At 36.3% G+C, this 16,516-nt stretch carries 14 protein-coding genes; 10 read left to right on the top strand and 4 right to left on the bottom strand.

What is annotated here, in order from left to right; genetic code table 11:
• The first annotated feature begins 95 nt into the window (after positions 1 to 95).
• On the top strand, positions 96 to 536 hold the full coding sequence (locus tag PFY09_RS03025) for a GPW/gp25 family protein (protein WP_185204639.1): 441 nt from the start codon (positions 96 to 98) through the stop codon (positions 534 to 536).
• Between the two features lie 24 nt (positions 537 to 560).
• Positions 561 to 2,435 carry a type VI secretion system baseplate subunit TssF gene (locus tag PFY09_RS03020; protein WP_271161364.1) on the top strand — a complete coding sequence of 625 codons (1,875 nt, stop codon included), beginning with the start codon at positions 561 to 563 and terminating at the stop codon, positions 2,433 to 2,435.
• Positions 2,436 to 2,649: 214 nt separating this feature from the next.
• Here PFY09_RS03020 and PFY09_RS03015 read toward each other — a convergent pair whose 3' ends face one another.
• The 3 genes from PFY09_RS03015 to PFY09_RS03005 form a co-directional block, all read right to left on the bottom strand.
• Positions 2,650 to 2,949, bottom strand: coding sequence for a putative quinol monooxygenase (locus tag PFY09_RS03015; protein ID WP_271161363.1), 300 nt, complete (start codon positions 2,947 to 2,949; stop codon positions 2,650 to 2,652).
• A gap of 647 nt (positions 2,950 to 3,596) precedes the next feature.
• Positions 3,597 to 4,277, bottom strand: a complete 681-nt coding sequence (locus PFY09_RS03010; RefSeq protein ID WP_076390134.1) for a type 1 glutamine amidotransferase domain-containing protein — start codon at positions 4,275 to 4,277, stop codon at positions 3,597 to 3,599.
• 597 nt (positions 4,278 to 4,874) lie between these two features.
• Positions 4,875 to 5,447, bottom strand: coding sequence for a Crp/Fnr family transcriptional regulator (locus PFY09_RS03005; protein WP_076390135.1), 573 nt, complete (start codon positions 5,445 to 5,447; stop codon positions 4,875 to 4,877).
• Between the two features lie 530 nt (positions 5,448 to 5,977).
• On the opposite strand from PFY09_RS03005, the gene uvrA reads away from it, so the two are divergent.
• The 6 genes from uvrA (at position 5,978) to PFY09_RS02975 (ending at position 12,095) form a co-directional block, all read left to right on the top strand.
• Positions 5,978 to 8,809, top strand: coding sequence for an excinuclease ABC subunit UvrA (uvrA, locus tag PFY09_RS03000; RefSeq protein ID WP_076390136.1), 2,832 nt, complete (start codon positions 5,978 to 5,980; stop codon positions 8,807 to 8,809).
• 803 nt (positions 8,810 to 9,612) lie between these two features.
• Entirely contained in the window at positions 9,613 to 10,017 is a 405-nt protein-coding gene (locus tag PFY09_RS02995; protein ID WP_076390138.1) for a hypothetical protein, read from the top strand.
• A gap of 145 nt (positions 10,018 to 10,162) precedes the next feature.
• The gene (locus PFY09_RS02990) at positions 10,163 to 10,297 is read left to right on the top strand and encodes a bacteriocin-like protein (protein ID WP_076390139.1); all 135 of its coding nucleotides are present in this window, start codon (positions 10,163 to 10,165) and stop codon (positions 10,295 to 10,297) included.
• Positions 10,298 to 10,689: 392 nt separating this feature from the next.
• Positions 10,690 to 11,202, top strand: a complete 513-nt coding sequence (locus PFY09_RS02985) for a DUF421 domain-containing protein (RefSeq protein WP_076390140.1) — start codon at positions 10,690 to 10,692, stop codon at positions 11,200 to 11,202.
• A gap of 2 nt (positions 11,203 to 11,204) precedes the next feature.
• Positions 11,205 to 11,699 (top strand): GNAT family N-acetyltransferase, encoded by a 495-nt coding sequence (locus tag PFY09_RS02980; RefSeq protein WP_076390141.1) that lies wholly within the window; start codon positions 11,205 to 11,207, stop codon positions 11,697 to 11,699.
• Positions 11,700 to 11,804: 105 nt separating this feature from the next.
• Positions 11,805 to 12,095 (top strand): hypothetical protein, encoded by a 291-nt coding sequence (locus PFY09_RS02975; RefSeq protein ID WP_076390142.1) that lies wholly within the window; start codon positions 11,805 to 11,807, stop codon positions 12,093 to 12,095.
• Between the two features lie 203 nt (positions 12,096 to 12,298).
• Here the strand turns inward: PFY09_RS02975 and PFY09_RS02970 are convergent, their stop codons facing one another.
• On the bottom strand, positions 12,299 to 12,613 hold the full coding sequence (locus tag PFY09_RS02970) for a DUF4286 family protein (RefSeq protein WP_076390143.1): 315 nt from the start codon (positions 12,611 to 12,613) through the stop codon (positions 12,299 to 12,301).
• A gap of 147 nt (positions 12,614 to 12,760) precedes the next feature.
• Between PFY09_RS02970 and gyrA the strand changes: the two genes are divergently transcribed.
• Together gyrA and PFY09_RS02960 are read left to right on the top strand one after the other, a co-directional pair.
• Entirely contained in the window at positions 12,761 to 15,352 is a 2,592-nt protein-coding gene (gene gyrA / locus PFY09_RS02965) for a DNA gyrase subunit A (protein ID WP_108408654.1), read from the top strand.
• Positions 15,353 to 15,385: 33 nt separating this feature from the next.
• Positions 15,386 to 16,423: a tetratricopeptide repeat protein gene (locus PFY09_RS02960; RefSeq protein ID WP_271161362.1), complete on the top strand. Its 1,038-nt coding sequence runs from the start codon at positions 15,386 to 15,388 to the stop codon at positions 16,421 to 16,423.
• Positions 16,424 to 16,516 lie beyond the last annotated feature (93 nt).

Genomic DNA, 16,516 nt, shown 5'->3' with positions numbered 1-16,516 from the left:
TCATATTATCTCCTTTTTTCCTTAAAAATGATTAATTTGGTAGTATCTTTCAAAGAATTAAGTTCTATGAAGTAAAAAATTAAGAAGGAGAAATCATGGACACACCAAATTACAGAATGCCTTTTGTTCCGTCGACCTTAATGACGGAAGGAGGAAGCATAGAAACCTGCGACATGGGAGAAAGCATCGCGCACAACATTATGCTGCTCATCACCACCAAAAAAGGCGAAAACAGATACGACGAAAATTACGGAAACGACGTCTGGAACCTTGAATTCGATAACGGCATTACAAGCGCAGTCTGGGAAGCCGTTTTCATCAGAAGTCTCAAAAGACAGATTCAGGAATATGAACCCAGAATTGTTCAGCCGCAAATCGATGCACACATCCAGATTGTAGAACACAGCTACGACACAAAAGAACATACCGAAATCAAAAAAAAGGTAAAAATCGCCATCAATGCCAAAATGGAGCATTCCGGAGAACGTTTCAGCTTTTCTACAGAGCTTTTCCTGAGCCCGATGTCGATTGATTAAATTCTATAACCACCACCAAATCCTATGAATTTAGAACAGAATATTTATTCCAAAGAATCCGTAAAAGCGAGGATGCTTCAGAATGCCACAAAAGTATGGGGTCTGAAAAGTCCGCAGTCTCTTGATCCGTTCGTTAAATTATTAATTGACGCATTCAGCACGGAAGTATTCAAAGCGAACAACGAAATACAGACCGTAAACGCTAGAATTTTAGAAAAACTGGCAAAATTATTAACGCCTTCCATTTATACGCATCCGATTCCGTCTCATGCGATTGCGTTTACGCAACCTTATGAACCGTCGGAAATTTTATTGGAGCATACCGAGTTTTTCTTTAAAAAACAGATGACTTCCACCATAAAATCAGAATCGGATAAGCAGATTAATATTCCTTTTACGCCAATCGTAAATATAAGAATCAACAAAATACAGACCGCCATCATGTTTGTAGGAAATACCTGCTACGGAATCGATGACCGGCTGAATAAAATTCCCATTGCAAGATTTCAGGGAAGACCGGAAGATTACCGTAAAGTGACGATCGGAATTGATGTTTCAAAATACTCAAACGAAACTTTTCCTAAAAATGTAAGCATTTACTGCTCAAATCCTGCTTTCGAACATCTTGATTTTACCTATAAACTATTGCCCTACATTACGGTTTCGTCCAACGGAAATCCGTTATTTGTAAAAGAAGGTTTAACTTATTACAAAAACAATCAGGCTGAAGGATATGAGCAGATGTTCCGCGAACAGTCTATTCAGAATAAAATTATTGAAGACATCAAAAGTGTGTATCATCATAAATTCATTGAGATTTCCGGACTTTCAACCTCATTATTTTCAGAACCGGGACAGCTTCCTGAAAATCTCAGCTATGTAGATTATAAAGAAGAAATTGCAAAATACATCGACGGAAAACGTTATCTGTGGCTTACTTTCGAATTTCCGCCGCAATTCTCTGCTGAAATTCTGGATAATTTTTCTTTTGTTTTGAATGCTTTCCCGATCTATAACCGCGGCTGGAAAAAAACGGAATACAGCTTGGACATTATGGGAAACAATATTCCTCTCGTAACGGATGAAGGCGAACATTTTCTTTATGTAGATGAGGTTCAGGACGGTGACGGAAGAAAATACACCGAAATTCCTTTCACCCCGAATGACGATCTCCGAAAAGGATTATACACGGTAAGAAAAGGCGGAATGGAGCGTTTTACAAACAGAAATGCAGTTGATATGATTGCCAATGTTCTTGAACTGACGCGAGACGAAATTGCAGCCTTCTCTTTACTGAACCGTGATAATGTGAAAGGCGTTCTCAGTGAAATGTCCGACAAAATGAAGTCTATGGTTCAGAAAGTCAACAATGCCAAGCGGAGCATTAAACAGGAGCTGAACTATGTGATTATGGAGCCTGTTGATAAAACAGATCATACCTATGCTTCATTCTGGATCACGCATTCTACATTAGCCAATCATATGCGCCCCGGAACGGAACTTTCCAATCAGTTGAAATCACAGACGCTGGTTCTTTTAACAGAAACGATCGGCGGAGCGGAAGAGCAGAAGGGAACCGACAGTATTCAGGCTTATAAATATGCTTTAACCACAAGAGATAAGATCATTTCTCTGGAAGACGTTAAAAACTATTGCCGAATGGTTTTAAAAGACGAACTGAAAGAGGTGAAAGTGACGCGAGGAACCATGATCAGCAATAAACCAAAAGAAGGTTTCATCCGAACGGTTGAGGTAGAAATTATTCCGCAGAATTATTCTTTCTACGGAAGAGCTTACTGGGAAAATATGGCGAATGTTTTAAGAAACCAGATTATTTCCAAAGCCATCGACGGAATTGAATATCTGGTAAAAGTAACGAATGAAGATTCTGATTTTTAGTGATTGTTTAGGATATTCTCAATAAAAATGGATGAATTCTCAGACGATCTTAGGATGATTTAGCGAAATCTTCAGCATATTTATTTGAATGAATATAAAAGCAGTTACTATTAGAATCCTGTCATCCTGAGCTTGTCGAAGGATCTTTAGCTAAATAATAAAAGTTTCGGGCAAACCTTTGGTTTGCCCGAAACTCATTAAAAAAAACTACTATTTAAAATAACTGATCCATAAGAACCACCTCTCTGTTTTCCAGTAAAGGAACAATCTGTTCGGCTACAACTTTCTGATAATGTTCAGAATTTTTATGGAATTCCACTGCATCGGCATTTTTATATCCTTCAAACAATACCAAGGTATGATCGTCAGATTTGCTTTGATGTACTTTATAGAAAAGATTTCCTTCTTCCTGTGAACTTTTTTCCGCTGCCTGTTTCAGCAAATCCAAAACGACACCCAGTTTTCCTTCTTTTACCTGCCATTTGGCACACACATATACCGCTTTTTTATCCATTTTCTTATATTTTTTTAATTATTTATTTGAATCCCTGTATTTCTAAAATAAGTGGAATGCTGTTGTTGATCTTATTTTCAAATTGTTACAATTATTTTTGTCTCTCTTTGCGCTTCATTTATCGCGAAATTACATTAAGAGCCAGCCTGAATATTAAGTCTGTTTACACTTTTATTTAACCACAAAAGTCACAAAAGATCTACTAAATTTTTTATTTAAAGTTGATCATTATCAATGAAAAAGATCACAATAGTTTTTAAAAATCTTTGATTTTTATTCTTTTGAGCGCTTTAATTATTCTGAAAATTAGCTTTATGATTATCTTTTGAGCCTTTTGTGGTTAATTCTGAAATTAGTTTAAACTTTTTAATAAATATATTCTTGTTGGAAGACGCAGGATTTTTATTAATCTCAAATCTTTAAGGCGCAAGAAAATCAAAGATTTTCAATAAGGATTGATGCTTAATTTTATCGCAGATAAAATCTTTGCGCCTTTGCGATATTTATAACGATTAAGTTTTTTAAGCTAATAAGCTAATTCCTTAATGGTAAAAATAAATTATAGATTTAAACAGAGCCTAACTCTTACAATAAAAAGATCTCCAATAAAGATAAGCAAAAGCATTCCCAAATGCACAAAAGATGGCTTAAGCTTTTTTAGCTTCCAAAAGAGCCACAATTTTTTCTCCTACACCTTTTGCAGAAGCCGGATTTTGTCCGGTCACGATATTTCCGTCGGCAATGCTGTTTGCAGACCACGGTTCTGCTGCATGGAAAATCGCACCCTGCTCCGTTAAGGCAGTCTGAAGATCAAAAGCAACATCCGCTTTTGCATAACTCTCTTCTTCCGCAGTGCTAAATGCAGAAATATTCTTACCATTTACCAGATAACTTCCGTCGCTTAATTTTACATTCAGAAGCGAAACGGGACCATGACAAACCGCTCCCACAACACGGTTGCTTTCATAAAAATCGGCAAGTACTTTTTTAAGTTCCGGAGCTTCCGCCATATCCACCATCGGAGCCAGACCTCCCGGAACAAAAACGGCATCGTAATTAGAAGTATTTACCTCAGAAAGTTTTTTTGCATTGTGCATATCTTCCCAGCCTTTTCCCGTTAAAAATTTTAAATTATCAGCATCGTCTGCTAAATTTAAAGCATCCAGAAACGGAGATTCACCGGTTAAACTGGCAAAATCGATCTGGTAACCTGCATTTTCAAACTCTGCATAAGGATGCGCCACTTCAGGCAGGAAAGTTCCTGTTCTTTTATTGTTCGGACCGATAGAATTTGCGTTGGATACAACGATTAATACTTTTGGATTCATGACATTCAATTTTGTTTGTTAAAAATATTTTGTTTGATCTTTCTGAAATTGTTTGAATTTCTACAGCAAATGTATGCCGATCCAATGCTTCGTTCGAAGGACTGAAGTCACAAAAAAAGTGTGATCCAAATCACACTTCTGCATTTTATTCTATTGGTTTATGATTTTATTGGGAGCTTTTTCCCGCTTTCCGTTACAATTCCTCATTGCGCGGCTCCGCTTCGCTTCGCCGCTCCATTGCGGGATTTTCTCTTCAATCGGGGCTATGGCGGAAGTTATTCTTTTCAATATCTGAAACAATATGCATAAAGTCTGTCTTTAATATAGTATTTAATTTATTAGTGCTCTTTGTGCAAAAAGATTAGTGTCATTAGTGTTTAAAAAGATTGCTTCGTCACTTATAGATCTTTACAGAATGACAAAAATACTGTAAATGCATTCGAGAAAGGATAAACAATTTACATTGAAAAAAAATCTGCGTAATCTGCACAATCTGCGGGATATTATCAAAAAGATTCTTCCTTCCATAATGCTTCGCAAAATTTCAATCAGAATGACACGGAACCATTAAGATTTTCCGAATAAAAAATTTAAAAACTATTTATTGGTATTAGAATACAGTCTGCTTAAAGTTTCCCTGCTTACGCCGAGATATTCTGCGACATATTTTTTAGGAACTTCCGAAATCAGATCGGGATATAATCTTACAAATTCTTCGTAACGCTGTTGCGGTGTTCCCGACAAAAGCATCATAATTCTCTGCTGAAGCGCAATATAACCGTTCGTTAATTTAATCCTGAAGAAATGATCCATCTTATGAAGATCTGCTGCCAGTTTATTTCTTCCTTCAAGGGTAAGACTTACCACTTCACCTTCTTTCAGGCATTCAATAAACATTTTGGAATTTTGCTGTTTAAAAAATCCTATATAATCGGACATCCACCAGTCTTTTTTGGCAAACTGCAGAATGTGTTCTTTGCCATTTTCATCAATATAAAACACCTTATAGATTCCGTCAAGAACAAGAAATTCGTATTTTACTTCGTCTCCGTCGTGGATCAGGAACTGGTTTTTACGGACTTTTCTTAAAGTGAAAAAAGTTTTGACATATTCAAACTCTTCGTCTGTAAGCAGTGTAATGGCTTCGATATGTTCTCGCAGTCGGTTCATGATAATGCTTTATCCGGTGTAAAAGTAATTAAAATTCTGAAGAATCTGCTTGACTTTCCCATACAGAAACTGCAAGTCTGTTTAAACTTTTATTTAACCGCAAAAGTCACAAAAGATTTACTAAATTTTTTATTTAAAGCTGATCATTATCAATGAAAAAGCTCACAATAGTTTTTAAAAATCCTTGATTTTTATTCTTTTGAGCGCTTTGATTATTACAGAAATTCGCTTTAACATGATCTTTTGTCCCTTTTGCCGTTGATTCTGAAATTAATTTAAACAAATTTTGCTTTAAAAAGACTGATCTTTTATTGTGAAAAATTACAATAAAAGATCAGAGATTCATGAAGAGTAAATTTTTTGTGGTACAGTTGTTATAATAATTTTCTAAGACCATTAAAAAAACAAATGGCTTCCGAATAATTTCGCATCATTTTTGTAAGGATAAACTAACACTTTTTAACACTGAAAATTGCCAAAATTTCCGTAATTTTGCACATCGTGATTTTCAGGTAAAATCACCCCAAATTATGAGTAAATCAACAGAATATATAGAAGTTTACGGCGCACGTGAACATAATCTTAAAAACATCAATGTAAAAATTCCTCGCAACGAGCTGGTCGTGATTACAGGACTTTCGGGAAGCGGAAAATCTTCATTGGCTTTTGATACGATTTTTGCGGAAGGACAGCGCCGTTATATCGAAACGTTTTCTGCGTACGCAAGACAGTTTTTGGGAGGTCTGGAGCGTCCCGATGTCGATAAAATTGAAGGATTGTCTCCTGTAATTGCTATCGAACAGAAAACCACAAACAAAAACCCGCGTTCTACGGTAGGAACCGTAACGGAACTGTACGATTTCCTTCGTCTTTTGTTTGCCAGAGTTTCTGATGCGTATTCTCAAACCACAGGAAAAAAACTGGTAAGCTACACCGAAGAACAAATTTTAGAAACCATCAAAGAAAATTACAAAGGCGAAAAAATCATGCTGATGGCGCCTGTGGTAAGATCCAGAAAAGGACATTACCACGAACTTTTTGTGCAGATGGCAAAAAAAGGATACGGACAGGCAAGAATAGACGGTGAACTGCAGGATATTGAATATGATCTGAAACTCGACCGTTATAAAACCCACGATATCGACATCGTCATTGACCGCTGGATTATCGGGGAATCTGCTTCCGAAGCGAGAATGGAAAAATCTCTTCGTACGGCGATGGAAATGGGAGAGGGACTGATCGGAATTCAGAAACTGGGAACGAAGGACATCGAATATTTTTCTAAAAATTTAATGGATGCCGAAACCGGTCATTCACTGGCTCTGCCGGAACCGAATACGTTTTCTTTCAACTCTCCGAAAGGAAGCTGCCCGAGCTGTAAAGGTTTGGGAACCATCAAGAAGATCAATACAGATTATTTTGTTGAAAATCCGAAATTATCTATTAATCAGGGAGGTTTATTGCCATTGGAAGATTTAAAGTCTAATAAATGGGTACTTTCTCAGATCAAAAATATCTTGGAAATTTTCGGATTGGGAATGGCAACTCCGATTCAGGATATTCCGGAAGAAGCGTTAGACTATATTTATAACGGCTGTCATAAAGAATTCAACAAAGATTTAAAATACGCCGGAATTACCAAGAAAATCAAAATCAGCTTTGACGGTCTGATTCCTTTCATGGAAGAAATTATCGAAGAAAGGGAATCTTACGAAGCGATTCTGCTGGAAAGACATTTCACCACGGAAGAAACCTGTCCGGAATGTAAGGGAACCCGTCTTCAGCCTTCAAGTTTAAGCTTTAAAATCGACGGAAAGAATATTGCTGAGGTAAATGCTTTAAGCTTGATTGATTTAAAAGACTGGCTTGCTGATGTTAAGGATAAATTTTCTGAGAAAAATGCCATCATTGCGCACGAGATTTTAAAGGAAATTGAAACAAGGCTTCAATTCTTATTAGACGTTGGTTTAGATTATTTAAGCCTGAGCAGAAGTTCAAAAACACTTTCGGGTGGAGAATCCCAAAGAATTCGTCTGGCTACGCAGATCGGTTCTCAATTGGTGAATGTTCTCTATATTTTAGACGAGCCTTCGATTGGGTTGCACCAGAGAGACAATGAAAGATTGATTAATTCTTTAAAAAATCTTCGGGATATCGGAAATTCTGTTCTGGTGGTAGAGCATGATAAAGACATGATTCTGGAAGCCGATGAGGTTTTGGATATCGGTCCGAGAGCCGGAAAATTTGGCGGAGAAATTCTATGGCAGGGAAAACCGAAAGATCTGATAAAAGCAGATACAATTACGGCGCAGTATATTAACGGAAAAAGAAAAATCGAAGTTCCTGCGGAAAGACGTAAAGGAAACGGAAAAAATATCATTTTAAAAGGAGCAAGCGGAAATAACCTGAAAAATGTAACGCTGGATATTCCTCTGGGAAAACTGGTTGTGGTTTCGGGGATTTCGGGAAGCGGAAAATCGTCGCTTATCAACGGAACATTGTATCCGATTTTAAATAAACATTTTTACAGGGCGGTTCAGGAACCTTTGCCGTACAAAAAAATTGAAGGTCTTGAACACATCGATAAAATTGTAGATGTAGACCAGACTCCGATCGGAAGAACGCCGCGCTCGAATCCTGCAACCTACACCGGAATGTTTACCGACATCCGAAATCTGTTTGCAGAATTGCCGGAAAGTAAAATCCGAGGTTACAAACCGGGAAGATTCTCTTTCAACGTAAAAGGCGGAAGATGCGAAACTTGTCAGGGAGGCGGTTTGAAAGTGATTGAAATGAACTTTTTGCCGGATGTGTACGTTCATTGTGAAACCTGCAACGGAAAACGTTTCAACAGGGAAACTCTTGAAGTGCGTTACAAAGGAAAATCGATTTCCGATGTATTGGATATGACGATTGATGAAGCGGTGGAATTTTTCCAGCCGATTCCGAAGATTTTTGCGAAGGTGAAAACTCTGCAGGATGTCGGTTTGGGTTATATTACGTTGGGACAGCAGTCGACCACGCTTTCTGGAGGAGAAGCACAGCGCATCAAGTTAGCCACAGAACTGGCAAAAAGACAAACCGGAAACACGTTATACATTCTCGACGAACCCACAACAGGACTGCATTTTGAAGATGTAAAAATCTTAATGGATGCGATTAACCAGTTGGTAGAATTAGGAAACTCTTTCATCATCATCGAGCATAATATGGATGTGATCAAATTAGCCGATCATATCATCGACGTTGGTCCGGAAGGTGGAAAACACGGCGGACAGATCGTTGCGCAGGGAACGCCCGAGGAAATTGTGAAATCGAAGAAAAGTTTGACGGGGAAGTTTTTGAAGAGGGAGCTGGAGTAGTAGAATATTAACTTAATAATATAAAGGAATTTGTGAATGCAGATTCCTTTTTTTATTTTTAAAAGCTAATTTTAAACATAAATGAAAAAACTAATTATCTTTAATTTTATTATTCTTCTGTTACTTAATTCAATTCTTACAGCAAAAGAATTTATACTCTCCTTTTATTCAGGATCCAAATATGAAGATTTTACATATATAAAAATGGAAACTGAAGGGACTCTTGGTTTTGGTGTTTTCAGAATTTCAATTTATTGGCTCCTCTATTTTCTATTATTTTCTTTAATAAGTGCTTATATTTTTAAATATCTAAAAGCAAAATTAAAAAAGATATGGATTTTGCTGATATTGACATTATTTCAAATTTTTCTTTGCTATTTAGTTAATAGACTGATTCTAACAAATATTTTCGAATTTTTCTAATTTGAAAATCTCTTTGTAAGTTTTTTCTTTATATTCTTTTTTTGGTATTTAACCATTTATAAATTCTCAAAAGTTAATAATTGAGTGCTTAATAGACCAACGAAAATCATTAATATCAAAAAAAACAAATGTTAGGAAAATTAAAAATAAATGTTTCTAAGTAAAGGATTTGAAAAGAATTTGGATGAATAGTGATCATTTTTCCCCTCCCAATATTAAATTTTCAAAAATTTTTAAATTTTATTCAACTGAAAACCAGTAATTTAAATTCTAATATTAACTCAATGTTAACTCAATGTGAAATTATTGTAAATTATTTTATATATCTTTGGTAAAGAAATAGTAAATAAGTTTAATATAACATTTAAAACCAAAGAGTTATGAAAAATAAAATTCAGATATTAATCGCTTCAGTTTTCGTTTGTGGATTTGCAACAGTAATGAACATGGCAAAAGCACAGACAGCAAACAACAATACCATTCAGGAAGTACAGTTGAATAAGAATGATGCTTTCAATGAAATAAGAAATCTATTGATGGCGAATTTTGACTTTACCAATCAGGATTATAAGCAGGGAATTGTAAACTCGGAAGTGAAATTTGATATTGCAGAAAACGGAAAAATTGTAAATGTTCATTCTAAAGGAGACTGCAAGAACGTAAGCAAAGAAATTGAAAACGTTTTAAGCAAACTTCATTACAGAGTAGACAGCAAAAAATTAAACGAAAATATGATTGCTTCAACCTACGTCATGCCTGTAAGAGTGGATATTAACAACAGATAACATTCATAAAATCTTTTATACTGAGCCATACAACTCCTGTATGGCTTTTTTATTTTAGGTGTAAATAATGAAAATTTTAAATATAAATTTGTAATAACTACGAAAAATATTCGTTATAAATTTAAATCAGCAAAATTAAAACAATATGAAAAATTTGAAGAAGCTAAACAAGACAGATCTGAAATCAGTAAACGGTGGACAGCCGAAACAATACTGCGTTTTCTGCGAAAGAATCAACAAGCTTGTTTGCAGTGAAGCTCAGATCTCACAATGTCCTTAACAATTCAGACCGCTTTTTAGAAGGCGGTTTTTTTATACTTCAAAAATTTTTAACACTAAGTTCGCAAAAGTTATTTTGAAATCATTGAAAATATTTTTTGTTCGCAACGGCGTTCTTCTCAGCAAATGATAGCTGAGTCTATTGATTTTTTTTTAATCGAGCAATTTTTGTTCTTCAAAAGACTTGTAAAATGAACGTTCTTAAGATAGCGTTCCTACGGAACGCCGAACATCTTGCGATAAGATTTCTAACAGATAAATTCCATAGAGTTTTCTACCTTTTTGTTTTAACAGCTTCAGCAAATGCCCTTTGAGTAAATCTAAACTTTTTATTTCCAGCTTCTCAAACAGACGGTAAAAATTTATACATTTGACAGTATAATAAAAACTGTTGTGAATCCCATTTTAGATGTTGTTCTGCGTTCTCTCTGTGTTTATCTTTTCATGGTGATCGGAATCCGTGTTTTCGGGAAGAATCAGCTTTCGCAGCTTAACGCGGGAGATGTTGTTCTGCTGCTCCTGATTTCCAATGCTGTTCAGAATGCCATGGTAGGACAGGACACCTCGCTTCAGGGAGGTTTAATTGCTGCTCTGGTTCTTTTTGCGGCTAATTTTACCTTAAAAAGATTCATGTTCAGAAGTCCTGCTTTTAAAAGCTTCATGGAAGAAGATCCCGTTATCCTTATTAAAGATGGAGTAGTAGATGAAAAAGCTTTAAATAAAGTAAAAATAACTTCCGATGAACTGGAAGAAGCAGTGAGAGAACACGGTGTCGGAGGTTTCGATGAGGTAAGACTTGCTGTACTGGAAGTGGATGGAAACATCAGTGTGGTTTCTGAGGATAACAAAAGCAAACAGACCCATTATTCCAGAATTAAAAGAAAAAACAAACGAAAATATCATTAGCCATGAACTACGAGCTTAGAGAAATGCTTCCGAAAGATGAAGCCAGAGTTTTAGAAATTTTCAGACAGGGAATCGAAGGCGGAAAATCAACCTTCGAAACAACCGTTCCGACTGCCGAAGCATGGAATATGGATTATTATAATGACTGCCGCTGGGTTTTGGAAAATGAAAACAACGAAGTTGTTGGCTGGTGCGCGCTGAAACCCGTTAGCAAAAGAGAAAGCTACAAAGGAGTTGCTGAAGTAAGTGTGTATTTCGATAATGATTATCAGGGAAAAGGATTAGGCTCTGTTTTGCTAAAAAAGATGATTCTCGACAGCGAAGATCACGGCTTCTGGACATTGCAGGTGAATATATTTCCCGAAAACGAAGGCGCTCTAAAAGCACATCAGAATAACGGCTTCAGGATTGTGGGAACAAGAAGGAAAATAGGAAAACTTAATGGTGAGTGGAAAGATGTTATTATGCTTGAAAGAAGAAGTGAGACTGTTTTTTAACATAAAAAATACTAAAGTTTCTTAAATGTTCACATAAAAGCAATGATAAATAATTATTGGCATTCAGATTGTAATTTTTCATGATGTAATTTGAAAAATATATTTATGAAGATGCTGACTAAAATTTTGGGACTATTCCTGATTGTTTTTTCTTTCGCGTACTATAATGCCACACCTCTGCAAAGAGGTCATGGACGAGGGCACGGACACGGACATGGTCCTAAAAAACATTATTACCATGGTCCGCACAGACCCCATTACAGAACAGTGGTCTATCACAGACCTCCGAAACGTTATTATAAGAAACATCATTACAGACCTGTAAGACGGACGTATTATGCTCCAAGACCGCAGAGAGTCTATCACAGCAGACCTGTTGTTATTGTTAATTTATAAAAGGTATAAGCATTGAAAACTTTCAGTGCTTTTTTATTTTACAGATGTTAAGCTTTGACAAATCGTTCATTTTCTTACCACATTTGATTTTTGAAAGCAAATCTATTAAAAAAGAATTTTAATAATATACATAAAAAAGGCTGTAACGATAGTAATACAGCCTTCTTTTATTAAATCTCAACCTAAATCTAAATCTCAACCTTTTAAAGCCTCGATTTCTTAGGATTCAGAAAAGTATTGAAAATCATGACTTCCTGTCCGAATTTTGCTTCAATTCTTTCTGCGATGTTCTCCATTTCGCTTTTAATGAAATCTTCCCTAAGTTCATCATTGTCAAAAATCAGAAGAAGATTGTAGTTTTTTCCTTCTTCAATATAGTCGCTGTGTACTTCAGATAGGATATATTGGTTAACGTCCATCAGATTTTCCGTCATTAAAACCAGGGTCTCATCCATATAATTTTCCCATTTTTCAAGATTATTTTTTGTGCAATGGAAAGTTATACTTAATATGCTCATATTTTATGAATTTTTAAGATTCTGTAGATAAATTTTACGGCAAAAATCGGCAAATTTTTCGTAAATTAGCCCGTTAATAAAAATACAAAAAAAATAATTTTCAGACGTATAGCTAAGGGTCTGACTATCATTATAATAAAATTGTTTATGCAAAAAGAAGGAGAAAGACTGATTCCTATCAACATTGTTGATGAAATGAAGTCATCTTATATCGATTATTCGATGTCGGTTATCGTTTCGAGAGCGTTACCTGATGTAAGAGATGGCTTGAAACCCGTTCATAGAAGAGTACTTTACGGTATGTATGGATTAGGGGTTTTTTCTAATCGAAAGTATTTAAAATCTGCGAGAATTGTTGGAGACGTTTTAGGTAAATATCACCCGCACGGAGACTCCTCTGTATATGATGCAATGGTAAGAATGGCCCAGGACTGGAGCTTGCGTTATCCGCAGGTAGACGGACAGGGTAACTTCGGTTCCATGGACGGAGATCCGCCTGCAGCAATGCGTTATACAGAAGCAAGACTGAAAAAAATCTCTGATGAGGTGCTTTCGGATCTGGATAAGGAAACGGTAGATTTTCAGAATAACTTCGACGACAGTTTACAGGAACCGACAGTTTTACCTTCAAAAATTCCGAATCTTTTAGTTAACGGAACTTCCGGTATCGCGGTAGGGATGGCAACCAATATGGCTCCGCACAATTTGTCTGAGTCTGTAGATGCGATCTGCGCTTATATCGACAACAGAGAAATTACGATCGATGAATTAATGCAGCACATCATAGCTCCGGATTTTCCTACAGGGGGAATTATCTACGGATACGACGGGGTGAGAGATGCGTTCCATACAGGTCGTGGCAGAGTAGTTCTGAGAGCAAAAGTAGCTTTTGAAGAAATCGGAAACAGAAATGCAATCATCGTAAACGAAGTTCCTTATCAGGTGAACAAAGCGGAGATGATTGCAAGAACTGCGGAACTGGTAAAAGAAGAGAAAATTCCGGGAATTTACGAAATCAGAGACGAGTCAGACAGAAGAGGTCTTCGTATTGTTTATGAACTGAAAAATGATGCGATTCCGAATGTTGTCCTGAACTTACTTTATAAATATACATCACTTCAAACCTCTTTCAGTGTAAACAATATTGCATTGGTTCACGGAAGACCCGAGCAGCTCAACTTAAAAGACATCATTCATCATTTCGTAGAGCACAGACATGAAGTAATCGTAAGAAGAACTCAGTTTGAGCTTAGAAAAGCCAAAGAAAGAGCTCATATTCTTGAAGGTTTCATGAAGGTGATCGGTTCTCAGGATTCTTTAGATAAAGCGATTTCAATCATTCGTCACTCTGCCAATCCGCAGGCTGCGAAAGAAGGATTGATCGAAGCTTTCGAGCTTTCTGAAATTCAGGCTCAGGCAATTCTTGATTTACGTCTTGCTCGTTTAACAGGAATGGAGCTTGACAAGATCCGTGATGAGTATGATGCAATCATGAAAGAAATTGCAGATTTGGAAGATATTCTGGCAAACGAACCCAGAAGATTCCAGATCATCAAGGATGAATTAACTGAAGTAAAAGAAAAATACGGCGATGAAAGAAGAACCGAAATCGATTATTCAGGAGGAGAAATGTCTATCGAAGATATTATTCCGAACGAATCTGTGGTTCTTACCATTTCACACGCAGGATACATTAAGAGAACTTCATTATCAGAATACAAAATCCAGAGCAGAGGCGGTGTAGGAAACAAAGCCGCAACTACAAGAGATGCAGATTTCCTTGAATATATTGTTTCGGCAACCAACCACCAATATATGCTCTTCTTTACCGAAAAAGGAAGATGTTACTGGTTAAGAGTATTTGAAATTCCGGAAGGCTCCAAAACAGCAAAAGGAAGAGCGGTACAGAACTTAATTAACATTGAGCCGGACGATAAAATCAAAGCTTACATCAGAACCAATAACTTAAAAGATTCTGAATATGTAAACCAGATGAGCGTTGTGATGGTAACGAAAAACGGAACCATTAAGAAAACTTCGCTGGAAGCATATTCAAGACCTAGAGTAAACGGGGTGAATGCAATTGAGATCAGAGACAATGACCAATTGTTAGGTGCTTATTTAACAAATGGCACATCGCAGATCATGATTGCAACGAAAAACGGTAAATGTATCCGTTTCCCTGAAGAAAAAGTAAGAGAAGTAGGAAGAGGATCGATCGGAGTTCGTGGTATTGCCATGGAAGAAGACGATGAAGCAATCGGTATGATTGTTGTAAATGATGTGGAGAAAGAAACAGTGCTTGTGGTATCTGAAAAAGGATACGGTAAGAGAACAGCGGTAGAAGATTATAGAATTACCAACAGAGGAGGAAAAGGAGTTATCACGCTGAATATCACTGAAAAGACAGGAAATCTTATTGCCATTCAGAATGTAACAGATGAAGACGGATTGATGATCATTAACAAGTCCGGTGTTGCCATTAGAATGGGAATGGACGAAATGAGAGTGATGGGTAGAAATACACAGGGCGTAAGACTGATCAATCTTAAAAAGAATGACGAGATTGCTGCGATTGCAAAAGTAGAAATGGACAAAGAAGTAGAAGAAGAATCTGAAGAAAATGAGGAAGGGGTTGTAGGAACGCTATTTGATAACCAGGAAGACAATACTGATGCTCCTCAAGCTGAAAATGAAAATCCGGCAGAGGAAACTGAGAATTCTGATTCGGAAGAATAATTAATATTGTACAATTAATATAAAATAGTGATTATGAAAAAGCTAATTTTAGGGATAACTATCGTGGCATCTGCTTTTGTTTTTGGACAAAAAGAAGATACTAACGCTAAACTTCAGGAAGCTAATAAAGTTGCAATGGATGCTTATAATGCAAAAAACTATGCAGCGGCAGCGCCTAAGTTTATGGAAGTTTACAACTTGTTGAAAGCTAACGGACAGGACAATAAAGTATATATGTATTACTCAGGATTGAATTATGCGTTAGCAAACGATATTCCTCATGCTACAAAAATATATACAGATTTGATCAGTTCCGGTTATACAGGTGTTGAAACCACTTATACGGCAAAAGACAACAAAACAGGTCAGATTGCCAGTTATGATAAAAATACCTGGGAATTATTAAAGAAAACATCATCAAAAGACTATTCAGATTTTAAAACGGAACAGTCTCCAAGTGTTGAGCAGGATTTATATGAAACTTTAGCGACTTTATTAATCAATGCAAAGAAAAACGATGAAGCTTTAGCATTAATTGAAAAAGGACTGGCTAAATTTCCGAACAGCTCAAAACTGAAAGAATATCAGGGAAGTGCACTGTATGCATCAGGAAATACAGAAAAGTTCATGGCAAATTTAAAGGAACAATTGGCTAAAAACCCTAATGATGCGACCAACTGGTACAATTTAGGAGTTCTTCAGGCAAAAGATCCTGCAATGTCAACAGAAGCCATCGCATCTTTCCAGAAAGCAATCGAATTAAAGCCTGATTTTGCTAATGCGTATCAGAACTTAGTATACACTGTAATCGGAGACGATGAAAAAGCTGTATCTGAGATCAATGCATTAAGAAAAACAAAACCGGACGATGCTACAAAATTAATTGAAGCAAGAAAAGAAAGGTTTACAAAAGCAATTCCTTACGGGGAAAAATGGCTTCAGGCAATGCCAACGGATCTAACTGCTATTCAGGTAATGAAGGATGTTTACAACACCACCAAGAATACAGCAAAATACAACGAAATGAAAGCTAAAGAAGCTGAATTGGCAGCAAAACAGCCTGCAAAATAATTTCAGATCTTTCATTAAATATAAACCGGAACATTTTTGTTGCGGTTTTTTTTTATTCAATAGAAACAAATATTTTCTTGCTTTAGTAATGTA

Origin of the sequence: Chryseobacterium gambrini, assembly GCF_027920505.1 — a bacterium.
In the GTDB taxonomy this organism is placed as follows: Bacteria; Bacteroidota; Bacteroidia; order Flavobacteriales; family Weeksellaceae; genus Chryseobacterium; species Chryseobacterium gambrini.
The sequence above is the reverse complement of the archived record's forward strand: the minus strand, read 5'-3'. Positions and strand labels throughout refer to the sequence as shown.

Excerpts from the sequence above, each read along its gene's own strand:
- PFY09_RS03025 (WP_185204639.1), top strand. The coding sequence starts at position 96 with ATGGACACACCAAATTACAGAATGCCTTTTGTTCCGTCGACCTTAATG.
- PFY09_RS03020 (WP_271161364.1), top strand. The coding sequence starts at position 561 with ATGAATTTAGAACAGAATATTTATTCCAAAGAATCCGTAAAAGCGAGG.
- PFY09_RS03015 (WP_271161363.1), bottom strand. The coding sequence starts at position 2,949 with ATGGATAAAAAAGCGGTATATGTGTGTGCCAAATGGCAGGTAAAAGAA.
- PFY09_RS03010 (WP_076390134.1), bottom strand. The coding sequence starts at position 4,277 with ATGAATCCAAAAGTATTAATCGTTGTATCCAACGCAAATTCTATCGGT.
- PFY09_RS03005 (WP_076390135.1), bottom strand. The coding sequence starts at position 5,447 with ATGAACCGACTGCGAGAACATATCGAAGCCATTACACTGCTTACAGAC.
- uvrA (WP_076390136.1), top strand. The coding sequence starts at position 5,978 with ATGAGTAAATCAACAGAATATATAGAAGTTTACGGCGCACGTGAACAT.
- PFY09_RS02995 (WP_076390138.1), top strand. The coding sequence starts at position 9,613 with ATGAAAAATAAAATTCAGATATTAATCGCTTCAGTTTTCGTTTGTGGA.
- PFY09_RS02990 (WP_076390139.1), top strand. The coding sequence starts at position 10,163 with ATGAAAAATTTGAAGAAGCTAAACAAGACAGATCTGAAATCAGTAAAC.
- PFY09_RS02980 (WP_076390141.1), top strand. The coding sequence starts at position 11,205 with ATGAACTACGAGCTTAGAGAAATGCTTCCGAAAGATGAAGCCAGAGTT.
- PFY09_RS02975 (WP_076390142.1), top strand. The coding sequence starts at position 11,805 with ATGAAGATGCTGACTAAAATTTTGGGACTATTCCTGATTGTTTTTTCT.
- PFY09_RS02970 (WP_076390143.1), bottom strand. The coding sequence starts at position 12,613 with ATGAGCATATTAAGTATAACTTTCCATTGCACAAAAAATAATCTTGAA.
- gyrA (WP_108408654.1), top strand. The coding sequence starts at position 12,761 with ATGCAAAAAGAAGGAGAAAGACTGATTCCTATCAACATTGTTGATGAA.
- PFY09_RS02960 (WP_271161362.1), top strand. The coding sequence starts at position 15,386 with ATGAAAAAGCTAATTTTAGGGATAACTATCGTGGCATCTGCTTTTGTT.